19 protein-coding genes are annotated in these 18,286 nt (G+C 73.4%); 8 read left to right on the forward strand and 11 right to left on the reverse strand.

Translation table 11 applies throughout. The features are described 5' to 3' along the window. Positions 1-65 precede the first annotated feature (65 nt). On the forward strand, positions 66-425 hold the full coding sequence (locus KZQ38_RS29135; RefSeq protein WP_219446428.1) for a VOC family protein: 360 nt from the start codon (positions 66-68) through the stop codon (positions 423-425). Next, positions 422-1,261 carry a sigma-70 family RNA polymerase sigma factor gene (locus tag KZQ38_RS29140; RefSeq protein WP_219446430.1) on the forward strand — a complete coding sequence of 280 codons (840 nt, stop codon included), beginning with the start codon at positions 422-424 and terminating at the stop codon, positions 1,259-1,261. Before KZQ38_RS29135 ends, KZQ38_RS29140 begins: the two co-directional genes overlap by 4 nt. Positions 1,262-1,332: 71 nt before the next feature. On the opposite strand, the gene KZQ38_RS29145 is transcribed toward KZQ38_RS29140, so the two are convergent. Beyond that, entirely contained in the window at positions 1,333-2,340 is a 1,008-nt protein-coding gene (locus KZQ38_RS29145) for an LLM class flavin-dependent oxidoreductase (RefSeq protein WP_219446431.1), read from the reverse strand. Between the two features lie 652 nt (positions 2,341-2,992). Here KZQ38_RS29145 and KZQ38_RS29150 point away from each other — a divergent pair. Next, entirely contained in the window at positions 2,993-3,265 is a 273-nt protein-coding gene (locus tag KZQ38_RS29150) for a GNAT family N-acetyltransferase (protein ID WP_308258650.1), read from the forward strand. 130 nt (positions 3,266-3,395) lie between these two features. On the opposite strand, the gene KZQ38_RS29155 is transcribed toward KZQ38_RS29150, so the two are convergent. The 3 genes from KZQ38_RS29155 to KZQ38_RS37310 are packed head-to-tail and all read right to left on the reverse strand — an operon-like array spanning position 3,396 to position 6,528. Then, positions 3,396-3,833 (reverse strand): response regulator, encoded by a 438-nt coding sequence (locus KZQ38_RS29155; protein ID WP_219446435.1) that lies wholly within the window; start codon positions 3,831-3,833, stop codon positions 3,396-3,398. After that, positions 3,826-5,334 carry a sensor histidine kinase gene (locus KZQ38_RS29160; protein WP_219446437.1) on the reverse strand — a complete coding sequence of 503 codons (1,509 nt, stop codon included), beginning with the start codon at positions 5,332-5,334 and terminating at the stop codon, positions 3,826-3,828. Before KZQ38_RS29160 ends, KZQ38_RS29155 begins: the two co-directional genes overlap by 8 nt. Beyond that, entirely contained in the window at positions 5,335-6,528 is a 1,194-nt protein-coding gene (locus tag KZQ38_RS37310) for a PP2C family protein-serine/threonine phosphatase (protein WP_219446439.1), read from the reverse strand. A gap of 75 nt (positions 6,529-6,603) precedes the next feature. Between KZQ38_RS37310 and KZQ38_RS29170 the strand changes: the two genes are divergently transcribed. After that, the gene (locus tag KZQ38_RS29170) at positions 6,604-7,338 is read left to right on the forward strand and encodes a lysophospholipid acyltransferase family protein (RefSeq protein WP_257902503.1); all 735 of its coding nucleotides are present in this window, start codon (positions 6,604-6,606) and stop codon (positions 7,336-7,338) included. 180 nt (positions 7,339-7,518) lie between these two features. Next, the gene (locus KZQ38_RS29175; protein ID WP_219446441.1) at positions 7,519-8,592 is read left to right on the forward strand and encodes a YeiH family protein; all 1,074 of its coding nucleotides are present in this window, start codon (positions 7,519-7,521) and stop codon (positions 8,590-8,592) included. Here the strand turns inward: KZQ38_RS29175 and KZQ38_RS29180 are convergent. Both KZQ38_RS29180 and KZQ38_RS29185 read right to left on the reverse strand, forming a co-directional pair. Beyond that, positions 8,566-9,042 carry a YkvA family protein gene (locus KZQ38_RS29180; protein ID WP_219446443.1) on the reverse strand — a complete coding sequence of 159 codons (477 nt, stop codon included), beginning with the start codon at positions 9,040-9,042 and terminating at the stop codon, positions 8,566-8,568. The two genes, KZQ38_RS29175 and KZQ38_RS29180, sit on opposite strands and share 27 nt — an antisense overlap. Before the next feature lie 70 nt (positions 9,043-9,112). Beyond that, complete coding sequence (locus tag KZQ38_RS29185) at positions 9,113-10,342, reverse strand: glycosyltransferase family 2 protein (protein ID WP_219446445.1); 1,230 nt, start codon at positions 10,340-10,342, stop codon at positions 9,113-9,115. Positions 10,343-10,590: 248 nt separating this feature from the next. On the opposite strand from KZQ38_RS29185, the gene KZQ38_RS29190 reads away from it, so the two are divergent. Both KZQ38_RS29190 and KZQ38_RS29195 read left to right on the forward strand, forming a co-directional pair. Next, positions 10,591-11,145 (forward strand): sigma-70 family RNA polymerase sigma factor, encoded by a 555-nt coding sequence (locus KZQ38_RS29190; protein WP_372452298.1) that lies wholly within the window; start codon positions 10,591-10,593, stop codon positions 11,143-11,145. Between the two features lie 5 nt (positions 11,146-11,150). Continuing rightward, positions 11,151-11,876 (forward strand): anti-sigma factor family protein, encoded by a 726-nt coding sequence (locus KZQ38_RS29195; RefSeq protein WP_219446447.1) that lies wholly within the window; start codon positions 11,151-11,153, stop codon positions 11,874-11,876. 8 nt (positions 11,877-11,884) lie between these two features. On the opposite strand, the gene KZQ38_RS29200 is transcribed toward KZQ38_RS29195, so the two are convergent. From KZQ38_RS29200 to ispH, 4 genes are all read right to left on the reverse strand, one after another. Beyond that, the gene (locus tag KZQ38_RS29200) at positions 11,885-12,229 is read right to left on the reverse strand and encodes a DUF742 domain-containing protein (RefSeq protein ID WP_219446449.1); all 345 of its coding nucleotides are present in this window, start codon (positions 12,227-12,229) and stop codon (positions 11,885-11,887) included. A 452-nt stretch (positions 12,230-12,681) separates the two neighbouring features. Beyond that, positions 12,682-13,776, reverse strand: coding sequence for a flavodoxin-dependent (E)-4-hydroxy-3-methylbut-2-enyl-diphosphate synthase (gene ispG, locus KZQ38_RS29205; protein WP_219446451.1), 1,095 nt, complete (start codon positions 13,774-13,776; stop codon positions 12,682-12,684). Next, complete coding sequence (locus KZQ38_RS29210; protein WP_219446453.1) at positions 13,773-15,500, reverse strand: 1-deoxy-D-xylulose-5-phosphate synthase; 1,728 nt, start codon at positions 15,498-15,500, stop codon at positions 13,773-13,775. The genes ispG and KZQ38_RS29210 overlap by 4 nt, the downstream gene beginning before the upstream one ends. Continuing rightward, positions 15,497-16,423: a 4-hydroxy-3-methylbut-2-enyl diphosphate reductase gene (ispH, locus tag KZQ38_RS29215; protein ID WP_219446455.1), complete on the reverse strand. Its 927-nt coding sequence runs from the start codon at positions 16,421-16,423 to the stop codon at positions 15,497-15,499. Before ispH ends, KZQ38_RS29210 begins: the two co-directional genes overlap by 4 nt. A gap of 221 nt (positions 16,424-16,644) precedes the next feature. Here ispH and KZQ38_RS29220 point away from each other — a divergent pair, with 221 nt between their 5' ends. Further along, entirely contained in the window at positions 16,645-16,797 is a 153-nt protein-coding gene (locus tag KZQ38_RS29220; RefSeq protein ID WP_219446457.1) for a hypothetical protein, read from the forward strand. Positions 16,798-17,135: 338 nt separating this feature from the next. On the opposite strand, the gene KZQ38_RS29225 is transcribed toward KZQ38_RS29220, so the two are convergent. Next, positions 17,136-18,176 carry a family 2 encapsulin nanocompartment cargo protein polyprenyl transferase gene (locus KZQ38_RS29225; RefSeq protein WP_219446459.1) on the reverse strand — a complete coding sequence of 347 codons (1,041 nt, stop codon included), beginning with the start codon at positions 18,174-18,176 and terminating at the stop codon, positions 17,136-17,138. Between the last annotated feature and the right edge of the window lie 110 nt (positions 18,177-18,286).

The raw sequence follows: 18,286 nt of genomic DNA on the forward strand, positions 1-18,286 counted from the left end.
TCGTCATAGGGACGACGACCGCCGAGGTCGTCGCACCAACACGGACGAGTGCAGGGGGAAGCCCGATGCTGACCAACATCATGTACGTGACGGTCCACGTCACCGACCAGGACCGCGCGCTGGAGTTCTACACCGAGGGGCTCGGGCTGGAGAAGCGGATCGACTTCGCGGGACCGGACGGGCGTTTCCTGACCGTCGGCGTTCCCTCCAGCCCGGTGCAGGTCATCCTGTGGTCGTCCGCGGCGGGGCGGCCGGGCCCGGTGGTCCTCGAGTCCGACGACCTTCGGGAGGACTTCGAGGTCATGCGCCGGCGTGGCGTCACCTTCGACGAGCCCGAACCCGTGGAGTACCCGTTCGGGGTCCGCATCGAGGCCGTGGACCCCGACGGCAACCGCATCTCGCTGCGTCAGCAGCGCAAGTCGTGACAGAGGCGTTCGAGACCCAGCGCGATCGGCTGCGCGCCGTCGCATACCGCGTGCTGGGCTCGCACGCCGACGCCGAGGACGTGGTCCAGGAAGCGTGGGTGCGCCTGGCCCGCCAGGACCAGGCGACCATCGCGAACCCGGCGGCTTGGCTGACCACCGTCGTCGGCCGCCTCAGCCTGGACCTCCTGCGCTCCCGCCAGGCCCGTTCCGAGACCGCCTGCGGACTCGTGGTGACACCCGCCGACGACCTCGCGCCGGACGAGCAGGCCGTGCTGGGTGATTCGGTCGGGCTCGCGCTGCTCGTCGTGCTCGACTCGCTGGCGCCGGGCGAGCGCCTGGCGTTCGTCCTGCACGACATGTTCGCGGTGCCGTTCCACGAGATCGGCCGGATCCTCGGCAAGTCCGCCGACGCCACCAAGATGATCGCCAGCCGCGCGCGCCGCAAGGTGCGGGCCGCGGACCGGCCGGTGGGCGGTGCCGATCGCGAGCACCGGGAGGCCGTCCGGGCGTTCCGCGCCGCCGCCCTCGGCGGTGACTTCGAAGCGCTCCTGCGCGTCCTGGACCCGGACGTGAAGCTGACCGTCGACACCGCCGGCGGCGTGGTCGTCACCCTGGGCGCCACGGCGGTCGCCTCCGGTGCCCGCATGTTCTCCGGTGAGGCCGCGCGGCACCGGCCCGTGCTGGTCGACGGCGTTCCCGGCCACATGTCCTGGCGTTCCGACGGCACCCCGCTCTCCGTCATCGCCTTCACGGTCGCCGATGGCCGGATCACCGGTATCCGGATCGTGGTCGATCCGGCCAAGCTCGCCGCGATCCGGTTGCCGGACCCGGCCTGACGTGCCTCGACGGCGGCGAGGCGATGCCCGGGGGCTCCGACCAGCCGGCGCCGCCCGCGTCCGGTGCCGGCTCAGCCCAACCGCTCGGCCGGCCGCCTCTCCAACCCGGGCAGCACCTCGGCCCCGAACAGGCGAATCGCGTCCAGCACGGCCGAATGCGGCAACCCGCCGATGTCCACCATCACGAGCTGGGCGTCCAGCCCCAGCAACGCGCCCAGCTCGTTGAGCCGCCCGGTGACCTCCGCGGGATCCCCGCACACGGCCGCACCCTCCATCAACGCGGCCACGTCCACGTCCCCGTCACCCCGCCACGGGTCGGCGAAGTGCGCGTACGCCTCCAGGTGCGGCCGCCAGGCGGCCCGCGCACCGGCCGCCGTCGGGGCGACGAACACGTGGCTGGGCAACGCGACCCGCCCGCCCCCGCCCATCGCCTCCCGGTAGCGCTCGACCACGGCGCGGTGCGTGCTCGGGTCGCGCAGGGTGCTGGGCAGCATCAACGGCAACCCCAACTCCACCGCCAAATCCGCCGACACCGCCGAGCCGCTCCCGATCCACACCATCGGCCGCGGCTGCTGGAGGGGGCGCGGTGTGGTGGTGACGTCCACCAGCGGGCTGCGGAAGCGGCCGGACCAGCTGACGTCGGGTTCCTCCAGCAGGCGCAGCAGCAGGCGCAGGTTCTCGTCGAACCTCGCGCGCAGGTCGTCCTGCACGCCGAACGCCAGGTCCGTCCGCTGCGACACGCCGCGCGCCACGATCATCTCGGCCCGCCCGCCCGACAGCACGTCGAGCATGGCCAGCTCCTCGGCGACGCGCACCGGGTCGTGGTGGGCGAGCAGCGTGACGCCCGTCGACAGCCGGAGGGTCGAGGTGCGCTCGGCGATGGTCGCGAGCAGCAGCTCCGGGGCGCTGACGATGTACTTGGTGAAGTGGTGCTCGCCGATCGCCACGCCGGTGAATCCCGCCTCCTCGGCGACCACGGCCTGCTCGACGATCGCACGCAGCCGCTCGGACTCGGTGACCACTCGGCCGGACGTCGGGTCCGGCAGGTGGTCGCCCAGGATCAGCAGGTAGACGTCCATCGCGCAATCTTGCACCGCGGGTTTGCGGTGGGCGCTGTGAGTCCCGGTTCGGCTGGTCGTTGCGGTGCTGTGGCGGTGTCGGTGGGGTGGGTGCTGTGGCGGGTTGCTGCGGTGGTGCCGGCGAGGGCGTGGAGGCGTGTCCGTGTGGGGCAGGGTCGCGTGGCTGGGGGTGTCCGGTGGCCGGAGGTGCCCGGGTGCCTGGGGCCGCGCTGGGTGCGCGGTTGGCAGGGGCGGGGCCAGGTGGGCGGGTGGCAGGGGCGGGCTGGGACGGGGCAGGGTGGGGTGTGCAGGGGTCGCTGGGCTGGGGTCGTCGGGTTGAGTGGGTGTCTGGGACTGGGCGGAGGGCGGTGGGTGTGGTGGTGGGCCTGGAGCGGGCGGGGCCTGGGGTGGGCTCGCATGGTTCGCCGCCGTGCCGCGCTCCTTGTTCACGGCAACGAAATCTGTATCTCGGAAGTGCCCGAAACGCACGACCTTCGCCCGTAAGTGTGACGCGGGGAGGTGGGGGCAGGGGGTTCTACCTGCATGTTCGGGAGTATGGGCAGAGTAGCGCGAACGGGGCTTGGGCGCTCGATTTCACATCCGGTGTAACGCTGGGAATGATGGATAAAGCGAGCACCAAGCCATGTGCACGACGGAACAAAGGGGTAGCTACGTGAGTGTGACCGTGTCCGACAACGCCGCCAAGTCCCGCTTCGAGGTCTTCCTCGACGGGGAACTGGGCGGGTTCGCGGAGTACGACCTGGCGCCCGGCCGCATCACGTTCACTCACACCGAGGTGTCGGTGGAGGGCAAGGGGCTGGGCAGCGCGTTGGTCAAGCAGGCCCTCGCGGAGGTTCGGGAGCGGGACCTCGACGTGGTTCCGCAGTGTCCCTTCGTGCGTGCCTACCTGGAGCGGCACCCGGAGGATGCCCGGGTGGTGGGCTGACGGAGCGCGTTGGCCGGCAGCGAGTACCGGTAGCGAGTACCGACAGAGCGACTGCGCGAGAGCGGCTGCGCGAGCGGCGGCGTCATGTCTGCGGCGGAGCCGCGGGCATGACGCCGCGGGGGAGCGAGCGCTAGCGGGGGAGCTTGACCACCGTCACGAAGAAGTCGTCGATCTGGCGGACCACCTCGATGAAGCGGTCGAAGTCGACCGGTTTCGTCACGTACGCGTTGGCGTGCAGGTTGTAGCTGCGCAGGATGTCCTCCTCCGCCTCCGACGTGGTGAGCACCACCACGGGGATGGTCCGCAGGTCGGCGTCGGCCTTGACCTCGGCCAGCACCTCCCGCCCGTCCATCTTGGGGAGGTTCAGGTCGAGCAGGATCAGCCCCGGCCGGGGCGCGTCGGCGTGCCCGCCCTCGCGGCGGAGGAACTCCAGGGCCTCCACGCCGTCCCGCACCACGTGCAGCTGGTTGCGGATCTTGTGGTGCTCGAACGCCTCTTGGGTCATCAGGGCGTCGCCCGGGTCGTCCTCCACCAGCAGGACGTCGACCACGTTCAGCGAATCATTCATCGGTGTCCTCGGTGCCTTCGTCGCCCGCCACTACCGGCAGGGTGAACTTGAAAGTGGTGCCGACGTCTTCACCCGTGTCCAACCAGATGGCCCCGCCGTGGTACTCGATTATCTTCCGGCACATCGCGAGTCCGATGCCCGTGCCCGGGTAGTCGTCCTTGTGGTGCAGGCGCTGGAAGATCACGAAGATCCGCTCAGCGTACTCGGGCTCGATGCCGATGCCGTTGTCGCTCACCGTGAACGTCCAGAACTCACCGGTCCGCTCCACCGCGACGCGCACGACCGGCGGCTCCTCGCCGTGGAACTTGAGGGCGTTCCCGATCAGGTTGCCGAACACGCCGCCGAGCAGCGACGCCTCGCCGCGCACCGTCGGCAGGTCCGCGACCTCGACCTGCGCGCCGGTCCGCTCGATCACCTCGGAGTAGCTGTCGAGCACCTGCGCGACCGTCTCGTCCAGGTCGACGGGCACCCGCTCGCGGGTGATGCGGCCGACCCGCGAGAACGCCAGCAGGTCGTTGATCAGCACCTGCATCCGCTTCGCGCCGTCGACGGCGAACCGCAGGTACTGCTCGCCGCGCTCGTCGAGCTGGCCGGAGTACCGCCGCTCCAGCAGCTGGCAGAAGCTCGCGACCTTCCGCAACGGCTCCTGGAGGTCGTGCGACGCGACGTAGGCGAACTGCTCCAGCTCCGAGTTGGACCGGCGCAGGTCTTCCACGTCACGCAGGATGCGGGTGCGCATGAGGTCGACGTCCTGGCCCAGCATGACCGTCTCCCGGGGCCCGCCGGTCTCCACGGCGTGCTCGAAATCGCCGGACGACACCTGCCGCACCTGGTCGGCGAGACCGGCCAGCGGCCGGATCAGGATGCGGTGCAGCACGACGGCCACCCCGGCGATGATCACCACCAGCAGCACGCCCAGGCCGACCACGAGGTACAGCACCTGGTCGGCGACGGTGTCCAGCTCGGTGCGCGCGTCCGCGGCCTCGACGTCGAGCTGCTCCTTGAGCGTGCCGACGGCGCCGCGCACCTCGTCGAACAGCTCCTTGCCGCGGTTCGCGCGCACCTGGTCGGTCAACGGCCAGCCGGCGGCACGCACCGCGGCGACCACGCCCTCGGCGTACCCGGAGCGCCACTCGGCCATCAGCACCGCGATGCGGTCCAGGTCGGCGGCGAGGTCCGGGCGCACGGGCGCGATCGCGGCCCGCGCGCTCGCCACCGCCTCCCGCTCGGTGGCCTGCCCGGACCGGTAGGGCTCCAGGAAGTCGTCGTTGGCGGTGAGCGCGAAACCCCGGACGCCGGTCTCCTGGTCGATCAGGGCGGTGTCCAGCGACAGCACGATGCGGCGGCCGGGGCCGACCTGGTCCAGCAGCCGGACCCGCGCGTCGGTGAGGCCGTTCAGCGCCACGGCGAGCGCGCCGATGGCGCTCGCGCACACCAGGATCAGGATGGCGACGGCGGCGACCAGCAGCCTGCTCGCGGGCCATCGCGTGCGGTAGTCCATTCAGCCCTCGTCCGAGATGAGCAGCACGGCCATGTCGTCGTCCAGTTCGCCGCCGTTGAGGTCCTTGACCCGGGCGATGAGGTCGTCCAGCAGCACGTCCGGCGCGTCGGGCCAGTCCGGGCGGATCCGCGCGACCTGCTTGATCAGCTCGATCAGCCGCTCCGACCCGAGCCGCTCGGTGTCGCCCCGCACGCGGCCCTCGACCAGTCCGTCGGTGTACATCAGCAGCGACCAGCCGGGTGGCAGCGGCACGTCCAGGCCGCTCCACGTGCTGTCCGGCAGCACGCCCAGCGGCAGGCCCGCGCGGTCCCGGGGCAGCTCCACGACGCGGTCGTCGACCAGCAGCATCGGCTCGGGGTGCCCGGCCAGGTAGACGCGTGCCCAGCGGCGGTCCGGCGACACGGTCACCATGCACGCGGTGGTGAACAGGCCCGGCTGGTGCCGCTCGTGCTCCAGGATCTCGTGCAGGGTGCGCAGCACCCGCGACGGCTCCTGGTCGGCCAGCACGAGCGCCCGCCACGCGATGCGCAGGAACACGCCGAGGGCCGCTTCGTCCGGGCCGTGCCCGCACACGTCGCCCACGATGGCCTGGAGCGTGCCGTCCGGGGTGCGCACGACGTCGAAGAAGTCGCCGCCGAGCAGCATCCGGCTGCCGCCGGGCCGGTAGCGGAACTCCAGGCCCAGCCCCTCGCCCCGGCTCAGGATCGGCGAGGGCAGCAGGCCGCGTTCCAGGCGGGTCTTCTCGGCGGCCAGGAGTTGTTCGTCACGCAGCTGGCGCTGGGTCTCCTCGGCGTGCTTGCGGCCGACCGCGTAGCGGATGCCGCGCAGCAGCGCCGAACCGTCCACCTGCCCTTTGACCAGGAAGTCCTCCGCGCCGGCGGCCACCGCGCGCTCGCCCTGGCGCTCGTCGTCGAGTCCGGTGAGGACGATGATCGCGGCGCGCGAGTCGAGCGCGAGCAGCCTGGTCAGCCCGTCCAGCCCGGTGGTGTCGGGCAGGCCGAGGTCCAGCAGCACGCAGTCCACTTTCGCCGCGAGGGGCACCGCCTCGCGCAGCGTTCGGGCGCGGCGCAGCGCGAAATCCGCGCCCACCTCCTCCAGCAGCGCTTCGACCAGCACCGCGTCACCCTCGTCGTCCTCGACGAGGAGCACGGTGATGCGGCTCTCCGCCGCACTCGGTCCGCTGAACCCGGTCACGGGAGGGACCCTAGCCGAACGGAGATCACGCCTCGGCGTGCCGGTTCGGCGGGTCGGGGCGTGCGATGGCGCCCGATGCCCGAAGATCACGCCGTGGGTTTCACGCGGATGGTGGTGTTGACCGGGCGGTTGCCGAGGCGCGGCCGGGGTTTCTGGTACTCGGTGGCGATCGACGTGCTGTGGCCGCTGGTGGTCCTGTTCGTCCGGCTGCGGATGTCGGGCGAGGCGAACATCCCCAAGCGGGGCAAGGTGCTGCTGGCGTCGAACCACCTGTCGTTCGCCGACCCGGTGACGCTGACGGCGTTCACCCTGGCCGCGGGCCGGGTGCCCCGGTACTTCGCGAAGGCGAGCCTGTGGCGGGCACCGGTGGTGGGCTGGGTGATGGCGTCCGGCCGGCACATCCCGGTGGACCGGGGGTCGGTGCGTGCCGGGCGGTCGCTGGACGCGGCCCGCACGTCGTTGGACGACGGCGAGTGCGTCATCGTCTACCCGGAGGGGACGTTCAGCAACGACCCGGACGGCTGGCCGATGCGCGGCAAGAACGGCGTGGCGCGGTTGGCGCTGGCGACGCGGACGCCGGTGGTGCCGGTGGCGCAGTGGGGCACGCGTCGGCTGCTGCCGCCCGGCCGGTTCGTGCCGCGGCCGTGGACGAAGGTGCACGTGGTGGCGGGCGCGCCGGTCGACCTGTCGGACCTGTACGGGCTGGAGCCGACCAAACCGGTGCTGGACGAGGCGACCGCCCGCATCATGGCGGCCGTCACCACCCTGCTGGTCGGTGTCCGCGAACTCCCACATCCTGGGAGCCGGTGACGCTTTGCGTTGGGGTCGCTAGCGTTTTGCACCTCCTGATCTCCCGCATCGTGGAGCGTGAGCGATGAGCGAGGAACCGGCGCGCAAGGGGCCCGACGAGGACTGGCTGGCGGTGGTGGTCGGCCTGGCGTTGTTCGCGCTGGCGCTGGCCGGTGTGCTCACCCCGGGTCTGGTGCCGTGATGACGACGTCGGCGAGGACCGGGCGGTCGGTGGCCAACGCCGCCGCGGGCGTGCTGGTGGTGGTCGTCCTGGCGTGGGTGGCGCGGTACCTGTCGAAGTGGGTGCCCGACGCCACCGGGGGCACGGCCCTGGCGGGGATCGGCGCGTCGGTGGAGTTCCCGATCTACGCGATCGCGCTGGGCCTGCTGGGCAACGCGGTGCTGACCGCGACCGGCGTGCGGGAGCGGCTGTCCGGCGGGTTCCGCACCGAGTTCTTCATCAAGACGGGCCTGGTGCTGCTCGGCGCGTCGATCAACCTCGGCGTGATCGTGTCCGCGGCCGGGCCCGCCGTCGTGCAGTCGGTGGTGCTGATCAGCCTGGTGTTCGGGTTCTCGTGGTGGCTGGGCGGGCGGCTCGGCCTGGACGACAAGCTGCGTGCGCTGCTGTCGGCGGCGGTGGCGATCTGCGGCGTGAGCGCGGCCATCGCGGCGGCGGGCGCGGTGCAGGCCAAGCGGGAGCAGCTCGCGTACAGCGCGAGCCTGGTCATCGCGTTCGCCCTGCCGTCGATCTTCGTGCTGCCGGTCGCCGCGACCGCGCTCGGGCTGGACGCGCGGGTCACCGGCGCGTGGCTCGGCGGGAACATAGACACGACCGCGGCCGTCACGGCGGCGGGCGCGCTCGCGGGCGAGGAATCCCTCCAGATCGCCACCATCGTCAAGGTCACGCAGAACGCGCTGCTCGGCGTGGTGGCGGTGGCGCTGACCGCGTACTTCGCGCTGAAGGTCGAGCGCAGGCCGGTCGGGGTGTCGGCGGGGCGGCAGCTGTGGCAGCGGTTCCCTAAGTTCGTGCTCGGCTTCCTCGTCACGTCCATCGCGGCCACCGCGTACCTGGCGTGGGTGCCGTCCGGCAAGGCCGCCATCGGTGTGGTCAACGACCTGCGCACGTGGTTCCTGATCCTGGCGTTCGTCAGCATCGGCCTGGAGTTCCGGGTGGGCGCGCTGAAGCAGGCCGGGTGGCGGCCGGTGGGCGTGTTCGCCGCGTCGACCGGGGTGAACGTGGTGGCCGCGCTAGGGCTCGCGGTCCTGCTCTTCTGAGCGGACCTCGTCGGGCCGCTTCGAGCGCTCCCAGCCCAGGTACTGGCCCGCGGCGGTGGAGAGGCTGGTGAGCAACCACACCGCGACGCCCGCGTCGTCGGTGATGCCGACCACGGGCAGCAGCTCCGGCAGCAGGTCGATCGGGGACACCAGGTAGACCAGGGCGAGACCCCACTGGGCCAGCCGCGACGTCGGCAGCCCGTACGCCTTGCGGTGCCGCAGCAACCGGGGCACGGCCTTCACGCGGTCGAGGACCGAGCCCACCGGCTCGGGCTCGCCGCGGGCGACCCGCCTGCGCCTGCGCCGCCCGAGGCCGAGGACGACCGACGCGGCGGCGAGCACCAGCAGCGCGACGCCGACCGCGACCGGTGGCAGGCCGAGCACGTCGGCATCGCGCCAGACCAGGGTGGACACCCCGATCGCGGCGAGCATGATGCCGAAGAAGATCACCGCACCATGGTATCGACTCCGGGCGGTCCGGCACGGTGCGATCGCGGCCCGGCAGGTGTCGCGGGCGGCGTCACGGGACGGCCACCGGCTCGTCGGCGAACCCGGCCCAGTGCCGCACGTCGAACCGGTCGGGCGGGGTCACGTCCCCGAACACCAGGCCCCGCGCGCGCACCGCGGTCGCGGTGCGCGCCGCCTGCCGGTCGAGCAGCGCGTCGACCTCGCCGCCGGGCAACCCGTCGACCTCCTCCCAGAAGGTCAGCACCCGGTTCACGTACAACGCCACCAGGTGGTCCCGCGCCGCCTCGAACCGGCCCGCGGCGAGCGCCGTGAGCGCGTCCGCCAGCACGTTCGGCCAGTCGTCCGCGGTCAGCCGCAGTCCCCACGGCGCGGTGGCCGCCCGCGCGGACGGGAACAGCAGCCGCACGTCGTCGCCGTGCGCGGACAGGTACCGCCCGACGGCCGCGACGACCCGCGCCACCACCGCCGGGTCCTGCGGCACGGCCACCTCGTCCACGGCGGTCCGCGCCCGTGCGCCGCCCGTCTGCGGGCGGACCCCGTCGGTGCGCAGCACGACGTGGAACAGCGAGTCCAGCACCTGCTGCGGCAAGCGGAGGATCTTCGGGAACGGCGAGTTGTGCAGCTTGCGCCCCAGCGGCACCTCCACCACCCGCAGCCCTTCGCGCAGCGCGTTCGCGGTCAGCCACACGTCGATGCCGTACAGGTGGGCGCTGTCCGGTCGGGACCACGCGCGGGCGCGGTCCAGGAACGCCCGGTTGAACGCGAACTCGCCGCCGATCGGCTGCTGCACGTGGACGCCGTACACGGCCGCCAGCAGCGGGCTGACCAGGTGGTTGGTGGTGTTCGCCTCGTACCGGTCGCGGCGGTAGGACGGCACCGCCAGCACCGGTTCGGCGCCCGCCACGGCGTCCGCGAGCAGTCCCACCCAGCCCGGTTCGGCGGACCTCAGGTCGGCGTCCAGCAGCACCACGCGCTCCGCGCCCAGCGCCAGCGCGCGATCCACGACGGCGAACACGTTGGTGCCCTTGCCGGTGCCCTCGCCGGGCGAGCGGACCACCACCTTGCGGGACCGCAGCGGTGTCTCGGCGAACCGCTCGGCGGTGCCGTCGGTGCTGCCGTTCTCCGCCAGCACGACCGCGTTCAGCCCGTGCGGGAACGCCTGGTGCAGGCCGGCGTCGGCGGCGGTGGCCACCGCGGCGACGGTGCGCGCCTCGTCGCGGGCCGGGATGCCGACGACGGTGACCGGCCCGCGATTCGCCGTGGTTCCGAATGCTGGGTGCACGGCATTACGGAAACACGGCGTCCGCCGGGCAGCCCACCGGGGTCGCGGACCGCGGTCCGCGTCGTGGGTGGAACGGTGTCCGGGCCGCTCCGCCGGTGGGCGCAGCCGCCGGGACTCCCGGCTCGGGCCGGATGGGGGATACCCGCCGGTACGGACACGATGCGGTGACGGTTCACGAACGGATCGACCACTTTTTTCTGCCGCCGACCCCTCGACTTCCCACCCGTTCCCGCGCTTGGATTCACGGCGTGGCGCGGCACAGACGCAGCACTCGACCGACCGGTGACCGGGCGTTGCCGGGCGCCGGGCTGGAGGACGAGCTGATCCGCAGGCTCTACCAGGAGTTCGGGGGCGCGCTGCTCGGGCACGCCATGCGGCTGACCGGCGGTGACCGGCAGTGGGCCGAGGACATCGTGCAGGAGACCCTGGTGCGGGCGTGGCGCAACGCCGAGAAGCTGGAGCGCGACCCGGTCCTGCTGCGCTCCTGGCTGTTCACCGTCGCCCGGCGGCTGGTCATCGACGACCGCCGCAAGCGCGGCGCCCGCCCGCAGGAGTCGGAGTTGACGCCGTCCGACGAGTCACCCGTGCGGGACGAGGCGGACCGCACCCTGGCGGCGATCGTGGTCGCCGAGGCGATGAACGCGCTGACCGAGGAGCACCGGGAAGCTATTCTCGAGACGTACCTGAGAGATCGGACCGTCGGGGAAGCGGCCGCGGTGCTCGGCGTGCCGCCGGGCACGGTGAAGTCGAGGGTCTACTACGCGCTCCGCGCCCTGCGACGGGCACTTCAGGATCGGGGCTGACAGGGGTGACTGCGCGGCCGGACCACGTCGACGTGGCGGCTTACGTCCTCGGTGTCCTGGACGAGGACGAGGTGGACGCGTTCGAGAACCACCTCGCCCAGTGCCGCCGCTGCGCCCTGGACCTCCGCGATTTCGCCGTGCTGCCCGACCTGCTGGACGAAGCCGACGCGAACTGCCTGCTGCGCGCGAACGCGGGTGAGCGCCCCGACGGCCGCTCCGTGCGGGCGATGCTGGACACCGTCGCACGAGACCGGTCCCGCCGGCGGCGCAACGCGGTGCTCCGGTCCGCCGCCGCGGCCGTGCTGCTCGTGGTGCTGACGACCGCCGTGGTGCGCACCCGGTGGACGCCCGAGGACGACGAGCAGCCCAGTGCGGCGGCGCCCTCGGTGTCGGGGCCGACGGCGGTGGCGAACAACTCGCCCGACGACTTCACCGCCGTCACCCGGACGGACCTGGTCACCGGTGTGTGGGCGCGGGTCGTGCCGACCGACGAGTCGTGGGGCACCGCGCTCGCGCTGGAGGTCAAGGGCGTCAAGGGCGTGGCGCGCTGTGAGCTGGTGGTCCGGTCGCGTGCCGGTGCGACGGCCACGATCGGGTCGTGGTTGGCGCCGGGTGACGGGGAGCCGGTGCAGCTCGGGGCGTCGGTGGGGTTGCGGTGGGCCGAGATCGCCGAGTTCGCGGTGCGGGACGCCGGGTCCGGCGCGACGCTGGTCCGCCTGCCCGCCGGCTGACCACGCCGTCACATCCGGCGCAGGCCGACCAGGACGCGTTCCATCAACGCCATCGACGGGCGACCGTCGGCCGCCGCGCCGATCTGCTCGTGCACGTTGATCAGCGACAGGTCCGACATGTCGGCCAGCAGCACGCGCACCACGCCGAGCGGCATCCGCAGCCGTGCCGCGACCTCCGCCACGGAGTGCGGGTGGCGGCACAGGTCGCTGATGACGCGGTGCTCGGCGGTGGAGGTCAGCGCGTCCGGCTCGGCGCGCTCGTTGGTGGTCACGATCGTCTCGATCGCGAACGCGGTCGAGGACCGGGTCCGGCCGCCGGTTCTGGCATAGGGGCGCACCAGGGGCGTCGACACCACCAGCTCCTCAAGCGGTCGGGAGTTCTTCTCGGCCGGGTGATCAGGCTCGCTGACGACGCCCGACCCTACGGGCGGCGTGCCGCGCTGTCTCGATTTTCCCGGAATGCGGGACGATTCCCGCCCGACCGCGACGGTCCGTGTCCTGTTGCCTCCCCAGGGTGTCTGAACTCGTCGGTAGCCATCGGATGATCATCCGAAGTGGTCACCCGATGGGTGTCGGATTCACGTGCACGCCGAACCTCGCCTGACGCTGGGGGACGTGTTCCCGGCGATGAGCCCACACCGGCTCGTGGCCGGAACCCAAGGTAGGGCGTGGTAGAGCGCTCTCACAACGGTTGTTGACCAAGGTTTGAGGTTGGCCCGGGAACCCGCACATGATCACCCGGCGACCTGTCCGCGTGGTGAACCGCGATCAGTGCTCACGTTTCCGGCGGGTGAACCGACCCCGCTCAGCCGGTCGGCGCCAGCTTCACCGCCTCTTCCAGCAACGCCTCCACGATCCGCGACTCGGGCACCGTGCGCACCACCTCGCCGCGCACGAAGATCTGCCCCTTGCCGTTGCCCGAGGACACGCCCAGGTCCGCCTCGCGCGCCTCGCCCGGACCGTTCACCACGCACCCCATCACGGCCACCCGCAACGGCGCCGGGAAGTCCTCGAAGGCCGCCGTCACGCGCTCGGTCAGCCGGTACACGTCCACCTGCGCCCGACCGCACGACGGGCACGACACGATCTCCAGCTTCCGGGGCCGCAACCCCAGCGACGCCAGGATCTGCGCGCCCACCTTCACCTCCTCCACCGGCGGCGCGGACAACGACACCCGGATCGTGTCGCCGATGCCCTCCGCCAGCAGCAGCCCGAACGCCACCGCCGACTTCACCGTGCCCTGCACCAGCGGGCCGGCCTCGGTGACGCCCAGGTGCAGCGGGTAGTCGCAGGACCGGGCGAGCTGCCGGTACGCGGCCACCGCCACCATCGGGTCGTGGTGCTTCACCGAGACCTTCAGGTCGGTGAAACCGTGCTCCTCGAACAGCGAGCACTCCCACAGCGCCGACTCCACCAGCGCCTCCGGCGTGGCCGTGCCGTACTTGCGGTAGAGGCGCTGGTCCAGCGAGCCCGCGTTGACGCCGATCCGGATCGGCACGCCCGCGTCGCCCGCCGCCCGCGCGATCTCCCGCACCCGGTCGTCGAAACGCCGGATGTTGCCGGGGTTCACCCGCACGGCCGCGCAGCCCGCGTCGATCGCCGCGAACACGTACCGCGGCTGGAAGTGGATGTCCGCCACCACCGGGATCGGCGACTTGCGCGCGATCGCGGGCAGCGCGTCCGCGTCGTCCTGCGACGGCACCGCGACCCGCACGATCTCGCACCCGGCTGCGGTCAGCTCGGCGATCTGCCGCAACGTCGCCTCGACGTCCGCGGTCGGCGTGGTGGTCATGGACTGCACGGTGACCGGCGCGCCGCCGCCCACCTCGACTCCGCCCACGGACAGCTTGCGGGACACCCGCCGCCGCGGTGCGGGCGGGTGCAGTTGCAGTGCGGTCAACTGTGCTCCTTGAGTCGCTTGAGGACGGTGGTGACGATGCCCGCCGAGTCCAACCCGTGCGCCCGCAGCACCTCCGCGCGGGAGCCGTGCGGCAGGAAGTTCGTGGGCAGCGCGAACGTGCCCACCCTGGTCGGCGCGCCGACCACCGCGAGCGCCTGCGCGAGCCGCCCGCCGAGCGCGCCGGTGGTCGCGGTGTCCTCCACCGCCAGCACCAGCCGGTGCGCGCCCGCCAGCTTCACCAGGGCCGGGTCCAGCGGCGCGATCCAGCGCGGGTCCACCACGTCCACCGGCACGCCCTGCGCGGCCAGCTCGTCGGCGGCGTCCAGGCACGCCCGCGCCATCGGCCCGACGGCGACCAGGAGGCCCACCGCGTCCGGCGCCGCGCGCAGCACGTCGCACCGCCCGACCCGGCGCACCGCCGGGACGTCCGCGCCCGCCGCCGACTTCGGGTAGCGCACGGCGGTCGGCCCGTCGGCGACCGCCACCGCCTCCCGCAGCAGCTCCCGCAACCGCGCCGGGTCGCGGGGCGCGGCCAGCCGCAGCCCCGGCACCACCGGCAGCACCGACGCGTCCCACATGCCGTGGTGGCTCGGCCCGTCCGGACCGGTCACGCCGGCCCGGTCCAGCACGAACGTCACCGGCAGCCGGTGCAGCGCCACGTCCAGCAGCACCTGGTCGAACGCCCGGCCCAGGAACGTCGAGTACACCGCGACCACCGGGTGCAGCCCGGCCAGCGCGAGCCCCGCCGCCGACGTCACCGCGTGCTGCTCGGCGATGCCCACGTCGAACACCCGGTCCGGGAAGCGCGTGGCGAACGCGTCCAGCCCCGTCGGGCCGCGCATCGCGGCCGTCACGCACACCACGTCCGAGTGTTCCGCGCCGATCTCGGCGATCTCCGCGCCGAACACGTCGGTCCACGTGCGACCGCCGTTGGCGCCGGCGGCGGACACCGCGTGCAGGCGGTCCGCCTCGTCCTGCTCGGCAGGCGGGTGCCCCTTGCCCTTGGTGGTCACGCAGTGCACGACGACCGGGCGGCCCAGTGCCGCCGCGGTGCGCAGCGCGTCCTCCAGCCCGGCGGTGTCGTGCCCGTCCACCGGGCCCACGTAGGCCAGGCCCAGCGCCTCGAACAACGTGGCGCGCCCGCCCGACCGGAGCGCGGCCAGGTGCGCCGCCAGCCCGCCCGTCGTCGGCGCGTAGGAGCGGCCGTTGTCGTTGAGCACCACCACGACCGGACCGCTGCGGGCGAGGTTGTTCAACGCCTCCCACGCCATGCCGCCGGTGAGCGCGCCGTCACCGACCACCGCCACCACCCGCCGAGCGGAACCCTTGAGCCGCAGGGCTTTGGCGATGCCGTCCGCGTAGGACAACGCGGTCGAGGCGTGCGAGTTCTCGATCACGTCGTGCGGCGACTCGGCCGCCGACGGGTAGCCGGACAGCCCGCCCGCGCGGCGCAGCGCCGCGAAGTCCGCGGCCCGCCCGGTGAGCACCTTGTGCACGTACGCCTGGTGCCCGGTGTCCCACAGCAGCACGTCGTGCGGCGAGTCGAACACCCGGTGCAGGGCGATGGTCAGCTCCACCACGCCCAGGTTCGGCCCCAGGTGGCCGCCCGCCCGGGTCACCCGCTCCACGAGGAACCGCCGGATCTCGTCGGCCAGCGCGGGCAGCGCCGCCGGTGGCAGCGCGCGGACGTCCGCCGGGCTCGAGATGTCGTCCAGGAGCGTCATCGCGGCCTCACCGCGGCGGGGAGCGTGAAGGTGATCGTCTCCCGCGTGGTCTCGCGCACCCGCACGTCCTGCGCGCCCAGGGCCGTCACCACCTCGTCCACCAGGCGTGGCGGCGCGGACGCGCCCGCGGTCAGGCCCACCACCCGTGCGCCGACCAGCCACTCCGGCCGGATGTCCGCCGCGTCCTCGACCAGGTGCGCGGGCGTGCCCTGGCGGCGGGCCAGCTCGACCAGCCGCACGGAGTTCGACGAGTTCGCCGAACCGACCACCAGCACCACGTCGGCGTCCCGCGCCACCTCCCGCACCGCGTCCTGCCGGTTGGTGGTGGCGTAGCAGATGTCGGCCGCCGCGGGGCCGCGCAGCAGCGGGAACCGGGCCCGCAGCGCGGCCACCAGCTCGGCCGTCTCGTCGGCGGCCAGGGTCGTCTGGGTCAGGTAGGACACGCGGGTCGGGTCGGGCACCTCCAGCCGCGCCACGTCGGCCACCGTTTCCACCAGCAGCATCCGGTCGGGCGCCTCGCCCAGCGTGCCGTCCACCTCCTCGTGGCCGGCGTGCCCGATCAGCACCACCGTGTCACCCCGCGCGACGAACCTCCGTGCCTCCGCGTGCACCTTCGTCACCAGGGGGCAGGTGGCGTCCACGACGTCCAGCCCGCGCCGCGCGGCTTCGGCGCGCACCGCGGGCGAGACGCCGTGCGCGGAGAACACCACGGTCGCGCCGTCGGGCACGGCGTCCAACTCGTCGACGAACACCGCGCCGCGCGCCTCCAGGTCGGCCACCACGTGGGTGTTGTGCACGATCTGCTTGCGCACGTGGATCGGCCCGCCGCGCTGTGCGAGCAGCTTCTCCACGATCTCCACGGCCCGCTCGACCCCGGCGCAGAACGACCGGGGCGAAGCGAGCAGCACAACGGGAAGGGCCATGCCGGTCTCCTGTCAGTCGGTGCCCGCCCCTCGTGCCGCCGGGTGGCCGTCTCGGGTGGGCTGGTCGGGCCGGCCGGTCGGATGAGCACCGCGGCCGGGTGGCGGACCCGGGGTCGAGCGGTAGGTGTTGCTTCGGGTTGGGAAAGCGCATTCCCGGCCGGACTTGGTTCTCGCGCGAGGGCGGGAAAGCGCTTTCCCAGCCCGCGGGTGGCGGGTGGCGGGTGCTGAGTGGCGAGCGGCGGCGGGCGGTGGCGGGCGGTGGCGGGCGGTGGCGGGTGGCGGCGGGTGGCGGCGGGTGGCGGCGGGTGGTGGGCGTCGGCGGGATGGCGGGTGGCGGCGGGTGGTGGGCGATGGCAGGCGGTGGCGGGTGCTGAGTGGCGGGTGGCGGGCGTCGGCGAGTGGCGGCGAGTGGCGGGCGGTGGCGGGTGGCGGTGGGTGGCGGCGGGAGGCGAGTGTGGGGAGGGGGCGGCGCGGAAAGCGCTTTCCGCGAGGTGCGGCGCGCGGTCCGCCGGGTCGGAAAGCGCTTTCCAGCGGTCCGAGGGTCTGGCGAGTTCCCCGGAAAACGCTTTCCGCGCCGGGTTCGGACCGTGCGCGGCGGGGGTTGCTGGTGGATCGGGCTGCCCTGAAGGCGGGTGTCGAGCCGGGGCCGGCGTGCGAGGGGAGTTCCGGGAGCGGATGAGCCGGTGGGGTGGCCGGCGGTGGGGGCCGGGCTTCAGTGGTCGCGGTTGGTGGCGAGTTCGGCCAGGACGCGCAGTTCGTGTTCCGCCCGTACCGGGGGGTCGGTCGCGCGGAGGTGCACCAAAGCCTGTGCCAGCAGGTCGTCGGCGCGGCCGGCGCTCCACGCCCGCGCGCCCGCCGCCTCGATCAGCTCGGCCGCGTGCGCCACGTCCGCACCGGAGAGCGTGCCCTCGGTGTGGTAGAGCGCGTGCAGCTCCCGCGCCGCCGCGGTGTCGGAGGTCAGGGCCGCCACCACGGGCAGCGACTTCTTCCGGTTCTGGAGGTCCGAGTACGCCGGTTTGCCGGTCAGCCCCGGGTCGCCCCAGATGCCCAGCAGGTCGTCGGTGAACTGGAACGCCAACCCGATGCGCTCGCCGAACAGCCGCAACTGGTCGACCTGGTCGGCCCGTCCGCCGCCGAACAGGGCGCCCAGCGCGCACGACGCCCCGATCAGGCCCGCGGTCTTGTTCTCGGCCATCCGCACGCACTCGTCCAGCCGCACGTCGCCGCGCTCCTCGAACGACAGGTCCGCCGCCTGCCCGTCGTGCAACCGCTGCGTCGCCTCGGACAGCACGCGGATCGCCGTCGCCGCCGCCGGGTGCCCGCTGCCGGCGAGCTGGTCCAGCGCCAGGGTGAGCAACGCGTCGCCCGCGAGGATCGCCGCGTTCACGCCGAACACGCTCCACGCGGTCGGCCGGTGCCGGCGCGTCGCGTCGCCGTCCATCACGTCGTCGTGCAGCAGCGAGAAGTTGTGCACCAGCTCGACCGCGACGGCGGCGGGCACGGCGGTCGCCGCTGCGCCGCCCACCGCTCGCGCGGCCAGCAGCACCAGGGCCGGCCGGATGGCCTTGCCGGGGTCGGCGCCGGTCGGGTGGCCGTGCTCGTCCCACCACCCGAAGTGGTAGCCCGCGATGGTGCGCATCGAGTCCGGCAGCCGGTCCACGGCGTTGCGCAGAGCCGGGTCCACGCCCGTGCGGCTCCAGCTCAGCACCTCGCGCGCGGACCGGTGCGCGGGTGTGACGTCGAGGTCGGTCATGGGCTGACTCCTGGGTCGGGGGGAGCGCCCGGCGGGCCCTGGCGGGCCGCGTGGCGCGCGGGAGTGTGCGGGCGGCCGGGGTCCGACCCGGCCGCCGCGCACCGGTGGAC

It is taken from the genome of Saccharothrix obliqua, assembly GCF_019375475.1.
GTDB classification, from domain to species: Bacteria; Actinomycetota; Actinomycetes; order Mycobacteriales; family Pseudonocardiaceae; genus Actinosynnema; species Actinosynnema obliqua.

Bases quoted from the DNA above. Each gene is read 5' to 3' on its own strand.
- KZQ38_RS29155 (WP_219446435.1), bottom strand. From the start codon at position 3,833: ATGAATGATTCGCTGAACGTGGTCGACGTCCTGCTGGTGGAGGACGAC.
- KZQ38_RS29170 (WP_257902503.1), top strand. From the start codon at position 6,604: ATGCCCGAAGATCACGCCGTGGGTTTCACGCGGATGGTGGTGTTGACC.
- KZQ38_RS29210 (WP_219446453.1), bottom strand. From the start codon at position 15,500: ATGACGCTCCTGGACGACATCTCGAGCCCGGCGGACGTCCGCGCGCTG.
- KZQ38_RS29135 (WP_219446428.1), top strand. From the start codon at position 66: ATGCTGACCAACATCATGTACGTGACGGTCCACGTCACCGACCAGGAC.
- ispH (WP_219446455.1), bottom strand. From the start codon at position 16,423: ATGGCCCTTCCCGTTGTGCTGCTCGCTTCGCCCCGGTCGTTCTGCGCC.
- KZQ38_RS29225 (WP_219446459.1), bottom strand. From the start codon at position 18,176: ATGACCGACCTCGACGTCACACCCGCGCACCGGTCCGCGCGCGAGGTG.
- KZQ38_RS29175 (WP_219446441.1), top strand. From the start codon at position 7,519: ATGACGACGTCGGCGAGGACCGGGCGGTCGGTGGCCAACGCCGCCGCG.
- KZQ38_RS29145 (WP_219446431.1), bottom strand. From the start codon at position 2,340: ATGGACGTCTACCTGCTGATCCTGGGCGACCACCTGCCGGACCCGACG.
- KZQ38_RS29160 (WP_219446437.1), bottom strand. From the start codon at position 5,334: ATGGACTACCGCACGCGATGGCCCGCGAGCAGGCTGCTGGTCGCCGCC.